This window comes from Actinomyces sp. 432 (genome assembly GCF_009930875.1).
Lineage (GTDB): Bacteria > Actinomycetota > Actinomycetes > Actinomycetales > Actinomycetaceae > Actinomyces.
The window spans coordinates 363449-376976 of record NZ_CP025249.1; the positions used below are offsets into that span (position 1 = coordinate 363449).

At 69.3% G+C, this 13528-nt stretch carries 19 protein-coding genes and 1 pseudogene; 16 read left to right on the top strand and 4 right to left on the bottom strand.

Going from position 1 to position 13528, the window contains the following annotated elements:
* Positions 1-78 precede the first annotated feature (78 nt).
* From CWT12_RS01515 to CWT12_RS01570, 13 genes are all read left to right on the top strand, one after another.
* Positions 79-228, top strand: a complete 150-nt coding sequence (locus CWT12_RS01515) for a hypothetical protein (RefSeq protein WP_161923425.1) — start codon at positions 79-81, stop codon at positions 226-228.
* Between the two features lie 50 nt (positions 229-278).
* Positions 279-656 (top strand): hypothetical protein, encoded by a 378-nt coding sequence (locus CWT12_RS01520; RefSeq protein WP_161923426.1) that lies wholly within the window; start codon positions 279-281, stop codon positions 654-656.
* 11 nt (positions 657-667) lie between these two features.
* Positions 668-1327, top strand: a complete 660-nt coding sequence (locus CWT12_RS01525) for a single-stranded DNA-binding protein (RefSeq protein ID WP_161923427.1) — start codon at positions 668-670, stop codon at positions 1325-1327.
* Between the two features lie 12 nt (positions 1328-1339).
* The gene (locus tag CWT12_RS01530; RefSeq protein ID WP_161923428.1) at positions 1340-1519 is read left to right on the top strand and encodes a hypothetical protein; all 180 of its coding nucleotides are present in this window, start codon (positions 1340-1342) and stop codon (positions 1517-1519) included.
* Positions 1516-1686, top strand: coding sequence for a hypothetical protein (locus tag CWT12_RS01535; RefSeq protein WP_161923429.1), 171 nt, complete (start codon positions 1516-1518; stop codon positions 1684-1686). Before CWT12_RS01530 ends, CWT12_RS01535 begins: the two co-directional genes overlap by 4 nt.
* Complete coding sequence (locus CWT12_RS01540) at positions 1683-2465, top strand: ParA family protein (protein ID WP_161923430.1); 783 nt, start codon at positions 1683-1685, stop codon at positions 2463-2465. Before CWT12_RS01535 ends, CWT12_RS01540 begins: the two co-directional genes overlap by 4 nt.
* Positions 2462-2833 (top strand): hypothetical protein, encoded by a 372-nt coding sequence (locus CWT12_RS01545; protein WP_161923431.1) that lies wholly within the window; start codon positions 2462-2464, stop codon positions 2831-2833. Before CWT12_RS01540 ends, CWT12_RS01545 begins: the two co-directional genes overlap by 4 nt.
* Before the next feature lie 187 nt (positions 2834-3020).
* Entirely contained in the window at positions 3021-3860 is an 840-nt protein-coding gene (locus tag CWT12_RS01550) for a tyrosine-type recombinase/integrase (RefSeq protein ID WP_161923432.1), read from the top strand.
* 616 nt (positions 3861-4476) lie between these two features.
* Positions 4477-4677 carry a hypothetical protein gene (locus CWT12_RS13325; RefSeq protein ID WP_202616240.1) on the top strand — a complete coding sequence of 67 codons (201 nt, stop codon included), beginning with the start codon at positions 4477-4479 and terminating at the stop codon, positions 4675-4677.
* Positions 4678-4786: 109 nt separating this feature from the next.
* A complete protein-coding gene (locus CWT12_RS01555; protein WP_161923433.1) occupies positions 4787-5236 on the top strand; it encodes a helix-turn-helix domain-containing protein in 450 nt (149 codons plus the stop codon).
* Complete coding sequence (locus CWT12_RS01560; protein WP_161923434.1) at positions 5233-5466, top strand: helix-turn-helix transcriptional regulator; 234 nt, start codon at positions 5233-5235, stop codon at positions 5464-5466. The genes CWT12_RS01555 and CWT12_RS01560 overlap by 4 nt, the downstream gene beginning before the upstream one ends.
* Positions 5467-5585: 119 nt before the next feature.
* A complete protein-coding gene (locus tag CWT12_RS01565; RefSeq protein WP_161923435.1) occupies positions 5586-6005 on the top strand; it encodes a hypothetical protein in 420 nt (139 codons plus the stop codon).
* Between the two features lie 185 nt (positions 6006-6190).
* A complete protein-coding gene (locus tag CWT12_RS01570) occupies positions 6191-6751 on the top strand; it encodes a recombinase family protein (RefSeq protein WP_161923436.1) in 561 nt (186 codons plus the stop codon).
* A 399-nt stretch (positions 6752-7150) separates the two neighbouring features.
* Here the strand turns inward: CWT12_RS01570 and CWT12_RS01575 are convergent, their stop codons facing one another.
* Complete coding sequence (locus CWT12_RS01575; protein WP_161923437.1) at positions 7151-7582, bottom strand: hypothetical protein; 432 nt, start codon at positions 7580-7582, stop codon at positions 7151-7153.
* Positions 7583-7608: 26 nt separating this feature from the next.
* A complete protein-coding gene (locus CWT12_RS01580; protein ID WP_161923438.1) occupies positions 7609-8226 on the bottom strand; it encodes a hypothetical protein in 618 nt (205 codons plus the stop codon).
* Between the two features lie 466 nt (positions 8227-8692).
* On the opposite strand from CWT12_RS01580, the gene CWT12_RS01585 reads away from it, so the two are divergent.
* From CWT12_RS01585 to CWT12_RS14260, 3 genes and pseudogenes are all read left to right on the top strand, one after another.
* Positions 8693-9244, top strand: coding sequence for a hypothetical protein (locus CWT12_RS01585; RefSeq protein ID WP_161923439.1), 552 nt, complete (start codon positions 8693-8695; stop codon positions 9242-9244).
* Between the two features lie 5 nt (positions 9245-9249).
* Positions 9250-11010: pseudogene (mobF, locus tag CWT12_RS14255) on the top strand (MobF family relaxase); the annotation flags it as partial.
* A 136-nt stretch (positions 11011-11146) separates the two neighbouring features.
* Positions 11147-12841, top strand: a complete 1695-nt coding sequence (locus tag CWT12_RS14260; protein WP_272927761.1) for an AAA family ATPase — start codon at positions 11147-11149, stop codon at positions 12839-12841.
* 2 nt (positions 12842-12843) lie between these two features.
* On the opposite strand, the gene CWT12_RS01600 is transcribed toward CWT12_RS14260, so the two are convergent.
* Both CWT12_RS01600 and CWT12_RS01605 read right to left on the bottom strand, forming a co-directional pair.
* Positions 12844-13035 carry a hypothetical protein gene (locus CWT12_RS01600; protein ID WP_161923442.1) on the bottom strand — a complete coding sequence of 64 codons (192 nt, stop codon included), beginning with the start codon at positions 13033-13035 and terminating at the stop codon, positions 12844-12846.
* 47 nt (positions 13036-13082) lie between these two features.
* Positions 13083-13478, bottom strand: coding sequence for a hypothetical protein (locus CWT12_RS01605; RefSeq protein ID WP_161923443.1), 396 nt, complete (start codon positions 13476-13478; stop codon positions 13083-13085).
* Between the last annotated feature and the right edge of the window lie 50 nt (positions 13479-13528).

Below are 13528 nucleotides of genomic sequence, written 5' to 3' on the forward strand. Positions count from 1 at the left end.
GCCCGCACCCCAACTCCCAAACCATCAACCAGGCTCACCAGGAGCTCACGCTCCTGGACATCTAGGAAGCACCCTCCCATGCGCATTCTCATCGTCCTCATCCTCTGTTTGCTTCGCCGCGACGGTGACGGATGGCTGGCATATGACGAAGAGGGCTGCGTCACCGGCCGCACCAACTACGAGGCAGCACGAAACTATTACCGCACGTATTTGGGAGGCACTATCTGATGCCGCCCAGCTCGACCAACAGACAGCAACAGCCGCCAAGGAGCCTAATCATGACCGCAACAACTACTACCCCTGACCTGGACGCGATCCGCGCCCGCCTCAACGCGGCCACAGCAGGCCCCTGGGCGCCCGACCTCGACGGCTACACCGTCCGCGCCGGCAGCTGGCCCATTGCGATCGTCGGCACCAGCCTGGCCGACCTCAGCGTCGACTACGAGGACGACGAGGTCGTGGTGGAGCACACAACCAGGTCCCAAGCCGCCGACATGGATCTGATCACCCACGCACCCGAGGACATCCAGGCCCTCCTCACCGAGATCGACCGCCTCACCGACGCTCTCGAGCAGATCGACGACGTCCTCGCGACCACCCGGTCTGCCGAAGCAGCGGAAGACATCCAAAGCATCGTCAACTACACGATCTTCTAAGGAGACAAGCAATGGCCGGCGATACCGTCATCACGATTATCGGGAATCTGACTGCGGACCCCGAGATGCGCTTCACGCCCTCGGGGGCGGCGGTCGCCTCCTTCACCATCGCCTCCACCCCGCGCAGCTTTGACCGGCAGGCCCAGGAGTGGCGGGACGGGGAGACCCTGTTCATGCGCTGCCAGGTCTGGCGCGACGCTGCGGAGAACGTGGCCGAGTCGCTGACCAAGGGCACCCGCGTGATCGCGCAGGGCCGCCTGGTGCAGCGCTCCTACACCACCCGTGAGGGCGAGAACCGCACGGTGGTGGAGATGCAGGTGGACGAGATCGGCCCGTCGCTGCGCTACGCCAAGGCTCAGGTCACCCGCCAGCCCCGCGGGGGCGGCCAGGGCGGCTTCAACCAGGGCTCTCAGGGCGGCGGCTACAACGCAGGCCAGCAGGGCGGCGGCTACAACGCAGGCCAGCAGGGCGGCGGCTACAACGCAGGCCAGCAGGGCGGATACAGCCAGGGTGGCGGCCAGCAGGGCGGCTACCAGAGCTCCCAGGGCGGTCAGGGCGGATACAGCCAGGGCGGCCAGCAGGGCAGCTACAACGCCCCGGCCGGCGGCGCCGCGGATGACCCCTGGGCCACTGGTGGCGCCACCAGCTTCGGTGACGAGCCCCCGTTCTGAAAGGCGGTGACCATGATCCCCATCATCCTCATCGCCATCCTCGTCATCGGGTGCGCCGCCGCGAATATCGTCGGCATCCGCACCATGCGGTCCATGCCCGCCGACGAACGCCACAGCGCCACAACAGCACTGATCGTGGTCGACGTCGTGGTGCTCAACGCTATGGTCGGCCTCGCCGCCCTCATGCGATGACCGCCACCATCACGGAGATCCGCGCCGCCCTCGACGCCTGCAACCAAGGCGACGCCCGCACCCGCTGGACAGCCCAGCAGCACCTCCGCGACCACGCCGAGGCCTACATCGACCACCTACTCAACGAGCTCGACCAACTCACCGCAACCGAAAGACAATCAATATGACCCAGATCATCGCAGTAGCCAACCAGAAAGGCGGCGTCGGCAAAACCGCCACCACAGTCAACCTCGCCGCCAGGCTCGCGGCCATGGGCCAGCGCGTCCTAGTGATCGACAGCGATCCACAGGGCAACGCCACGGCAATCCTCGACATCGAGCTCGACCACGACAGCCGCACGCTCAACGACGTACTGGTGGCCGTGGCCACCGGCCAGGCCGGCCCAGGCGCCATCACCGCCGCAATCACACCAGCCGGCCCCGCCTGGCCAGGTATCGACGTAGTCCCCGCCGAGCGAGCCCTGGCCGCCCGCGAGGCCGACACCAGCGCCGGCCGCGAGCACATACTGCGCACCGCACTCGACGGCGCCACCAGCGACTACGACGCCGTGCTCATCGACTGCCCACCCTCGCTCGGCGCGCTCACACTAGGGGCGCTGACCGCTGCCTACAGCGTGCTCATAGTCACCGAGGCACGCACGAGCTCCGTCGACGGCGTCGACCAACTCACGGACACCATCAGCACCGTCCGCAAGTACTACAACCAGCACCTACAGACCGCGGGAATCCTCATCAACAAGTGGAGAAGCGACCGGCTCGACCGCGGCGTTTGGAGGGACATCCTCAAGGACACCTATGGCAGCCAGATCATCGATCACCCGCTCCCCGAGCGGGAGATCGTGGCCACCGCGGCCACCAACCGCGTACCGGTCCCCCGCGACGAGGGCCGAGACTACGTGCTCGCCCTCGACGCCGTCGCACGCCACCTCACCCAGGAGACCAAGTGAAGCCACAACCCAGGCCCCGCAAGCCCATGACCATCCCAAAGGCGGCCGGGCCGGACCCCGCCGCCCTCACCATCGGAAGCGACATGACTAGTCGGACTAACTCCGCTCGCCGGACTGGCCGCACTAGCGGAGCTAGCGGGCGGGCAGGGAAGGAGCAGCTGTCACTCTGGATGGACGCAAACGTGCTCGGCCGCGCCCGCACCGCGTGGCGCGCCGAGAGCGTCGCCGACGTCGACCAGCCCTATAGGCACTTCAGCCAGTGGATCGCCGCAGTCATCGAGGAGGCGGTGATTGACTCCGAGCGGCGCCTCAACGAAGGATTGCCCTACAAGCCGACACCCAAGGGACAGATCGGCCGAAGCCAGTAGCCAGCAGCCGACGGCATGGGGCAGGGCACCGCACGTGTGATGCCCGGCCCCATGCCGTGCCACCTCTAGCCCCTCTAGCCCGACTAGTGCAACTAGCCCGACTATCCCCACTAGTCCGACTAGCCCGAATAGTCATCCAGACTGTACCGGCATTGCCGTCAGCCGACTCGAGCGCGGGAATCCGGCCATGGACACGCACACCAGCATTCCCGACCATCCGTCAGCCACCGACCATGTTGACGAGTGGGTGATCGCCATGCGCGCGAAAGGCCTTGCGGCCCGGACCATCACCGAGCGCGCCCGCGTCATCCGCCAGGCCTCCCACACCGCTGGCACCAACCCGGCTTCGCTCATGCCGACCGACATTGAGCGGTTCCTCGCCCGGGCGTCGAGCCCGGGCACCCGCTACACCTACTACAGCGCCGTGCGAGCATGGTGCAGGTGGCTGATCCGCACCGGCCGGCGTGACGACGACCCCACCGATGCCCTGGAGCGGCCCCGCATGCCCGCAGGCCGACCGCGGCCGATCACCCGCGCCCAGCTCGACCACCTCCTAGACCTCGATCTGCGCCCAGACACAAGGACGAAGATCCTCCTAGCGGCGTTCCAGGGGCTGAGGGTGCACGAGATCGCGAAGATACGCGGCGAGGACGTCGACACGGGCCAGGGCACGCTCACCGTCACAGGCAAGGGCGGCCGCACCGACACCCTGCCCCTGCACCCACGCATCGCCGCCGAAGCTGCCAAGCGGCCGGGGAAGGGGTACTGGTTCCCGTCACCAACCCGGCCAGGCCAGCCCATCACCGGCAAGAGCGTCAGCAAGGTCATTGCCGACGCGCTGCACCGCGCAGGCATACAGGCGACCGCACACCAGCTCCGCCACGCCTTCGCCACAGAACTCCTGACCCATGGCGTCGACTCACGTGTCGTACAAGTGCTCATGCGACACGCCTCGCTGGCCACCACCGCCCGCTACCTCAGCGTGAGCCCCGCGCAGCAGCAGGCCGCAATCGGCACCCTACGCTGACCCCGCCTCCCACACGGGAACAGCTTTGGTTACCACCGAGCCCGGTACAGGTAAGCCACTCACCGGCCCGGACTCACTCGCCGCGCGCTGGGGTCCGGTTCGGGTGGCTGGGGATACGGACGGGATGGATCTATGCGCGAGTTTGCGTTGCCGGCCCGCCGAATCGACTGTCGTGTCAACCGATTCCTCTTGCCAGCCGGCCGCCCGGGAACGCATAATGGTGGGGAGCCACCCGGAGCTAACCCGGATGACTCCCCGAGGCAGACGGGTCAGATGAACCACCTGCCGAGGGCATCCACAAGGACACCAATGGCCCGGACCAGATGAGCGAGAGATTCGAAGACTTCGCTCAGCTGCCGGGCCATTCCCTTGCCCTTGCGGACTTTGACATGCCTACCCTTCGGCTTGGACACGGCCCCCACCTCCTCCCTGGCCTCCCTCTTCCCCGGCAAGGACACTGGGTGTTCCGGGAGAAGGTGCCGGAGAAGGCGCCACCAGCCTAACAGCGGCCACCGCCAACAACGCGTGCCAGCACTACGCGGAGCAAGAACCCCTTACTAAATACATCCCAGCGATGTATAATAAAGGTGTCGCGGGGCAACCGAAAGGAGAAGCTGTGGACAAGGACCTGAAGAAGATCCTCAAGGCGGCCGAGAAGGACGGCTACGACATTCGAACAACCAAGCGCGGGCACATCGTCGTCAGCCGCGACGGCCGGAGGGTAACCACCTTCGCCGGCACCGCCTCCGACCGCCGAAGTCTGCGCAACGGCCTGGCCGCGCTCCGGCGCGACGGCTTCGAGTGGCCGCACAAGTAAAGGCGGGCGGCCCGACCGGGACACCCTCCCGAGCCGGGCCACCCGATTGCTTGCGACACACAAAGTATGTCCCGTATTATCTTGGTGTACGCAAATCGAAAGGCATGACATGGAGTACAACGCCATCCTCACCGTCGCTCCCGGCGGTGCCAGCCCGGTCAACGACGATGACGCCATCGACACGATCATGGACGGCCTGACCGACTTCCACCCGTCGGTCAGCCCTGCCAGTGGAGCCCCTGGCGCGTGGGCCGCGACCATCACCTTAGACGCGGCGGACCTGGGGCAGGCGATCACCATCGCCCGCGCCCTCGCCGCACCGCTCGGCGCCCTCGAAGCCATCGAAGTGGTCCCCACCGAGGTCTTCGACCGCCGCGCCGGCATCGACGCCGTCGACAGCCTCGACGCCGTGGGCGTCACCGAGGCCGCCGACGCGCTCGGAATCACCGGCCAGGCCGTCCGCGACCGCATCGCCGCCGGCACCCTCCCCGCCCGCAAGATCGGGCGGAACTGGGCCATCCCCACCGCCGCCCTGCACCACACAAAGGAGGTCGCATGAGCCCCCGCCAGGGACCCGCCGAGGAGTGGACCGCCTCCCAGTGCGCCGAGCACATCGGCGTCAGCCCGCGCACCTGGCGCTCCTACGCGGCCCGCGGCAACGCCGGCGCCCCCGCCCCGAGGCGGCACGTCGGCCGCACCCCCGTATGGGACGCCGACGAAGTCCGCACGTGGGCCGCCAGCCGGCCCGGCCGCGGCAACTGGGGGGCCCGCCCCAGCCGCCAGCAGTAGACGGCGGGAGTAAATCCGCTAGATCAAGCGCAAATCCCCTTGCGTAATACATCCCCGCAATGTATAGTGGAGGTGTCAGGGGCGGAGAGGCCGCCCCGCGAACTCCGAAGGGGTCTCCAATGTCCTGCTACACGCTCAGCGACGAGCACATCAACGTCCTCATCGATGCGGCGATCCGCTACAGCACCGGAGGGCTCACGGTCATCGCCGGCGACGCCGTGATCGACGTCGACCGCAGTAACCGGGACCGCATGGGGCAGGTCCTGCTCGACACCAACGTCGACTCCGTCAACGCCCGCTACAACGAGGACGACGTGCGCATCTACCAGTACCGCGCCCCCCACCACTTCTGGGAGCCGGTGCACGTACTGAAGGCCATCAGCTGCTACGAGTACAACGCCCGCGAGGCGCCCGGCTGGGAAACCTCGGTCGCCGCCGCGTTCTGCCGCTCGCTCCGCGACACCGTGGTCAGCTACCTGCCCGGATACGACGAGGCCCCGTGGGAGATCGATCCCAACACGGTCCCCACCGAGATCTAGCAGCCGCCCTGGGGCGGCCGGCGCGGGGCCGGCCACCCCAGGGGCAACGCGCCGTCTCAAAACCGGCCGAAAAAGAACACCCCACCCGCCAGCCGCGACACGCCGAGCAAACGCTGTCCAAAACCCGTGACCAAAACCCCGACGAGCAGCCGACCGCACGGCCGCCGCCGGCGCACCATAGATCCATGACCACCATCGGCTACGCCCGCGTGTCCACCCCCGGCCAGTCCCTCGACCTCCAGGTCGACGCCCTCGCCGCCGCCGGCGCCCAGACCATCCACACCGACGTGGCATCAGGCGCACTCACCGCCCGGCCCGGCCTCGACGCCGCACTAGCCAGCCTCACGAGCGGGGACACCCTCATCATCTGGCGACTAGACCGGCTAGGCCGCTCCCTAAGCCACCTAGTGGCCACCGTCGACCAGCTCGCAGACGATGGGATCACCCTGCGGTCGCTGCACGAGGCGATCGACACGTCGACGGCCACCGGCCGCCTCACGCTCACGGTCTTCGCGGGCTTGGCGGAGTTCGAGCGGTCGTTGACTGCCGAGCGGACCGCCGCCGGCCTCGCAGCCGCTCGAGCCCGTGGCAAGCGCATCGGCCGCCCCACCGTCTGGACCCCCGAGCGCGACCAGGCCGCCCGGGCGATGCAGGAGGACGGCGCCACACCCACCGAAATCGCCCGCGCAATAGGCGTCAGCCGCGCAAGCGTCTACCGGCATGTACGCCAAGCCACCGACAGCTGAGCTGTAGCCGGGCGGCGCGGTGGAGCCCCCTGCCCACCTGTGGACGCCGCCGGCTATCGCCGGGGCCGGCGGCGACGCACAGGATGGACAGCGGGACCCGCCCGGGGCCGATGGACAGCCCAGCGCCGCCGCGGGCTCCGCCCACGACGCGGCGGCGCGTCCTGACCACAGCCCCTCAGCCAGCACGCCATCGGCACCCTGGTGGGGCTGGGACCGCCTGCACACAGGCCGCACGTCACCAACGGCTCGCAGGCGGTCACAGTCGCGCTTGTACGGCCTGTGCACAGCCTCCCTGCCGTCACGCTGCACCCACCTTCCGTTGATATCGAACCTTACGCAAAAGGCCGGCCACCCAAGACATAGTTCCCGGCTGGCCGGCCATGATTTCTGCGCTGGCGACTACTCACTCTCGACGGCATCGTCGTCGTCATCGTTCCGGCGGCGTAGCACCTTATCGCGCATGCTTCGGCTGAATATCAAGAGCCGTGCTTTTGCATGCTGCCTACGGACTTCCCGCCATCGCTGTTTTCTGAGTGCTTTCCGGCGCGCAAGGGCGGCCGGCTCACGCACCGGCAGCACCGCGCCGTCCGGCCACACTCTCACCCAATCTCCGTTGAGTCTTACGTCTATCGGTCGTTCCGCTTTTCTGGCGAGTCTCAGGAGTCCCGCCGTACTGCCGTCTGTGCGCTCGATCCAGTGGCCCGACCACGGGTCGGTCACCGACGTTCCGTCGACGACATAAATAGGCGTGACCGGGACCGCGCCTTCGACTTCCGGGACCGCGCCCATGTCTTCAATGTCGAAGTCCAGTGTGCGAACTCTGCGCTTCATCAGTCTCTCCTTCCTCGAATACTGCGTTAGCGCGCCGGGCGCAGTTGGCGACGCAGAAGTGATCCCAACGTCGGCATGATCGCAAACGCCATGCCGAACATCACGCAGATGACTACCGCGTACACGTCAATCGCGGGGACTGGCCCGCTAGGCATGTCCGCAATGAGTAACGTTGCCACGGCAATTGCGCCTGGAAGCAAGTGCCAAGCGTTGAATGCCGATAATAGAAGGCCTGCTACCAGCCGGTAGCCGATCAGTGCCACTGCCAGGAAGCCGAGCAGTACGGTGGCGACGCCGGGGATCGTCATCCCGCTAAGCGCCGCGGCCGCCCACACGACGAAATAGGTCAGGTCGCACACGACCGCCATGGCGCTGCCGGCCGGGACATGCCGGCGGGTCAGCACGCGCGGCACCTCGGTGACAGCCCAGACCGCCGCAAACGTCACCCCGACGGCAACGAGGAACGCGTTGTCAATCGCGCCCAATGGTGCACGCACGATGAATTGCTCGGTCAAGGCCAATACTGCTACGGCCCTTATGGCCGCGACCATGACGCGGACGGCGACGGCGATCACCGCGCGGGGACTAATGCCGGCCAGCGGCCGGCGGATGCCTGGTGAAGTGTTCTCGTGTTGTGTGCTCACAACCCCTATATGCGACACCGTCCCGCACGTGCGCGCGAGGTTATCCACAGACCAGGCGGTCAAAAACGGTCCGCGGCGGGCGCGGCGGTCGGCCGCCCACACCGGTCACCACGCGCGCATCGGTCGCCGCCCGCCGTGCTCGCCCAGGGCGGCCGACCGCCGCGCACTAACCACCACCTCACCTCCCAGCCCCTCCCGGACGGCCTCAGCCCGGACCCTCACCACCCAGCAACACCCCACCTACCAGCCAGTCCGAGCTGAGCCCGCCCTACCCACCTCCGCCCGCCTTCCAGCCCCGCCTCACCGCCGCCGCACGCCCATAAGCCCACCTCCTCCTGAGATAAGCAAGGCACATCTGGCACTGCCACGCAAAGGACGCACTTTGGTAGGGGTCACCCGCGCGCACGTGTGCGGGGAGCCGTCGCATATAGGGGGTGAGCCCGGACCGCACCGAAGGAGCCTAAAAGTGACCTACGTCACCTGTACCTGTGCTGTGTGTGGGCAGGCCTTCCTCGCCCGCCGCGCGGACGCCCTGTACTGCTCGGCGGCCTGCGCCGCCCAGGCCCGCGCCCGCCGCCGCAGCCAGGCACGCGAGTGCGCCGGCTGCAAGACGGACTTCGTGCCAGCACGCAACAGCCAGCGGTACTGCACGCCGGCGTGCCGGCGGCGGGCAGAGCGGCGCCGCCGCTACGCCCGGCGACAAGAGGTCGCCGGTAAGAAGGTCAAGCCGACCGGCGCCAGAAACGCTCACAAAACCGGCCAGCTTGCGCATTGCGTCGCGTGCGGAAAAGTATTCGCGCCCGCGCGGTCTACGCAGAAGTACTGCACCGAGGGGTGCCGGCTCGACGCCCGCAAGGTCGCCCGCACGCGGGCCGCCGCCGTCACGCCGGCCGCACGCGCCTGCCAGGCAATAGCAGAATTGCATGCGCCCGACTTGGAAGACATGTGTGTTGAGTGCGGTCATCAATGGCCTTGTGAAACGCACCGGATTGCCACTAAGGGGGGTGGTCGCGCGTGATCACTATGCGGCAGCTCTACGACCGCGGCCGGCCCGGACAGTCAATCGTCGACTATTTGGTCGAGTCCGTGGCCGACGGTCCCGGCGCGCAGCCGGCGGCCGCCTACGGGTCAAGCCGCTATTACACCGACGGCGGCACGCCACCAGGTAGATGGGTCGGCACCGGCATTACTGGACTCGGAGACGACCCGAGCTCAGCGAACCCGGCGCCGGCGAAACTGAGGCCCGGCGATATTGTCTCCGCCGAGCAACTACGCACCCTCATCGAGAAGGGCCGCGACCCGCTCACCGAAAAACCGCTCGGGCGCGCCTTTCCGAAGCACCTCACGGCGCAGGAGCGTGCAGATATTCTACGGCGCGAGCTGCCGAAGAATCTCACCGAGCAGGAGCGTCAGGCCCGCGAGAAACAGATCGACCGGTCCACCTCTAAAGCCGCCGCCGCCCGTGCCGTGCACGCATTCGACCACACCTTTGCCCCACCGAAAAGCGTATCCGTCCTATGGGCGCTCGGCGACCAGGGAATCCGCGAGCAGGTGGAGGCAGCCCACCACGAGGCAATCGCCAAGACCGTGCAGGTTATGGAGGCCGACACAATCCGCACCCGGATCGGGGCCGGTGGCGTATCCCAGGAACTCACGCGCGGCATGGTGGCCGCCGCATTCGACCACTGGGACTCCCGCGCCGGAGACCCCCATTTACACACTCACTTGATTATAGCGAACCGGGTGCAGGCGGCCGAGGATGGAAAGTGGCGCACGCTCGACTCAAACGGCGCCCTGTTCCCCTCCATCGTCGCCCTGTCGGAGGCCTACGACAACTACTTAATGGACTCCCTCAGCGCCCGCCTGGGCGTGTCATTCTCCGCCCGGACTCTCTCGCGCACGGGCCGCACCCAGTACCAGATCGACGGCATCAGCAACGAGCTGATCGAAGAGTTTTCTCAGCGTCATGCCGCCATTGACGCCGCCCGCGATGACGGGGATGCCTCCGGCCACTGGGACAATGACCGGAAAGCGTGGGCGGACACCCGCATGGCGAAGGAGCACCGGCCCCTGTCCCAGCTCACCGCGGACTGGCGCCGCCGGGCCGTCGAGGTCGCCGGCCCGGACCCGCTGCGCGGCGTCGTCGGCCGCCCCCGCCAGGTGCCGGGCACGCCGGCCGGCTGGCCCGGCATGCTCCCGCCGGCCGCCCGCAGCGGCGACGTCACCGACCAGCGCATCGAGGAGATGGCCGACCACGTCGTCGCCGTCCTGCAAAGCGCTAGGCCGTCGTGGTCGGACTGGAACATCAGGGCCGAGGCAGAGCGCACGCTACGGTCCATCAGGTTCGCCACGGCGGCGGACCGCGACGCCCTACGCGTCAGGCTGTGCGCGGCCGCCACCGCCAAGTGCGTGCGCATCGACAGGGTCGACCGCGCCCACACGCCGGCGAGGTGGCGCCGCCCGGACGGCACCAGCCGGTTCGAGCGCGAGCACTCCGCCCTGTGGGTCACCCAGGACCTCCTGGACGCCGAGGACTACCTGCTGCGCGCCTCCCAGGCCGCCGGCGCACCGGCCATCCCCGGCGCGAGGCAGGCGGTGGCCGCCTGGCGCAGCCAGGACGGCAGGCAGCTGCTGCCCGACCAGGCGGCCGCCGTCGCCAAGGTCCTGTCCTCCACCAGCCCAGTCGACGTGCTCATCGGCCCGGCCGGCTCCGGTAAGACCACCACCATGGCCGCCCTGGCCGAAACCTGGCAGGCCCACTACGGGCAGGTCGTGGGCCTGGCCCCTCCGCGGCGGCAGCCGACGTGCTCGGCCAGTCACTCCGCATCCAGACGGCCAACACCGCCCAATGGCTGGTGGCGCAGCAGCACGGCGCCGCCCCCTGCGGGCCGGCCAGCTGGTCATCGTCGACGAGGCATCGATGGCCGCCACCCTGCCCCTGGCCGAGATCGTCTCCCGCGCCAGCGCCGCCGGCGCAAGGGTGCTGCTGGTCGGCGACCCCGACCAGCTCGGCGCCGTCCAGGCCGGCGGCGCCTTCGGCAAGCTCACCCGCCACCACCCCGACCCCGCCACATTGACCACGGTGCACCGCTTCGCCGACGAGTGGCAGGCGCAGGCGTCGCTGCTGCTGCGTGCAGGCGACGCCTCCGTGCTGCGCGCCTACGACGAGCACGACTGCGTCACATCCGGTGAGCGCGAGGAAGTCATCGAGGCCGCCTATCGGGCATGGCGGGCCGACGTCGACGCCGGAGTCGACTCCATCATGATCGCCGCCGACAACCACACCGTCGCCGAACTCAACGAGCGCGCCCGCACCGACCTGAAGGCGGACGGCAAGGTCGGTGGCCGCGAGGTGGCCCTGCACGACAAGACCCACGCCTCGGCCGGCGACCGTATCGTCACCCGCCGCAACGCCCACCACCTGGGCGTCGGCGACCACAAGGTGCACAACGGGGCCGCCTGGGACGTCGTCGCCGCCCGCGCCGACGGCTCCCTGCTGGTCACCCCGGCCGCAGACCCCACCGCCGCCGCGATCAGCCTGCCGGCCGCATACGTCGCCGCCGACGTCGAGCTCGCCTACGCCACCACCGTCCACCGGTCCCAGGGGCGCACCGTCGACCGGGCACACGCCATCGTCGACTCAACGCTCACCCGCCAGGGCCTGTACGTGGCAATGAGCCGGGCGCGCGGCGCCAACATCGCGCACGTGGTCGTCGACGACCCCCAGCCCGACACCGCCGACATCGGCGATGTGGGCAGCAGCACGCCGACCGATGCGCTGGCCGTCATGGCCGAGATCCTGCGCCGCGACGGCGCCGACCGCACCGCCCGCGAGTCCGCCGCCGACGCCAACGAGCGGGCCAACACGGTGCGCCAGCTCGCCAACGAGTACGACACCATCACCAGCGGCGACGGCGGCCACGTCCGCGAAGATCGCCGCTGGGACCAGCGGCTACCCCGCCTCATCCCGCAAGAGCAGCACGAGCAGCTGCGCAAGGACCCCCACTATGAGGCCCTGCTGGAGCTCATGCAGGCGCGCGACGGCGGCCAGTTCAACCTGCGTGACCTCGTGCCGGCCCTGCTCGCCCAGGCGCCGCTGGACCCCGATCGTCCCGTCCAGGACCTCGCCGACAGGATCATTCAGAACACGCCCATGAGTGAGGAGACCGGCGGCGGAACCTACATCGCCGGGCTGATCCAGCCCGGGTGGGCGCGCACGCCGGACGCCCAGCGCGCACTGCGTGAGCGGGCCGACCGCATCAACGCCCGCGCCGCCCACGTACTCGCCACAGCGCTGCGTGAGCGCCAGCCCTGGACACGCGCCCTCGGCGTACCACCGACCGATCCGCGCCGCCGCGCCGCCTGGCTGCAGGCGGCCACCGCTGTGGCCGCATACCGCGACCTGTACGCCGTCACCGACGGCACGCACGGTGACTCCCCGCACATGGACCCCCTCGGCGTGCGCCCCATCAGCGGCGAGCAAGAGACCAAGTTCCAGGCAACGCGTCGGCAGATCGCCGCCTGGAGGCTTGCGGAGGCCCGCCGTATCGCAGACGAGGCCGCCCGGCCCGACACCGACCCCGCCCCGGCCCCGGACCAGCGGCCCGAGATGTGACCTCAGGCCCGGCGGCGCACCGGCAGGGCCTCGGCGAGGCGCAGCAGCCGGCCCAGGTCATCCGGCACGCGCTCGTCCTCACGCACCCCCTGCTCTGTGGCCAGCGTCGTCGTGGCCACCAGCCGCGGCATACCACCGACCGTCAGCTGCGCCCCGGGCAGCACCCACACCTGCACCGGCTCGGCCGGCTCCATCACCACAGTGGAGCCCGGCCCGGCCACACCACGCCCCGCCCGCGCGATCAGTCGTGCGCGGTCACCGGCCGCAGCCGCGCCACCCGCCAGAACCAGCTGGGCGCCAGGAGCGCCGGCCACACGCCCGCCCGGCTCGCTCCGGCACGCGCCCCAGCATCGCACCGGCTGGTCCGTCCACCCCGCGGCGATCGCCGACGCCCCGGCACCACGCTCACGACCGTGCCAGGGGCATCATCCACCCACTGGATGCGGGCCGGCTCGCGGCCCACGTACTCGATCTCGCGCGCGCCGTGCAGGTCCAGCAGCTCCAGCCACGTCTGCGCCACCGGCAGGCCCGGCGTCACGCGCTCGGCGCCCTCGACGCGCATGGGCCGCAGCCCGCTGCCCTCAGGCAGGGCAGTGCCGACCGTCAGGTGCTCCCAGCAGTGCGGGCAGCCCTGCACCGCCTCCCACTGTGCGCGCCGTTGCCTCAGCCGGCCCGGCACACCCGTCA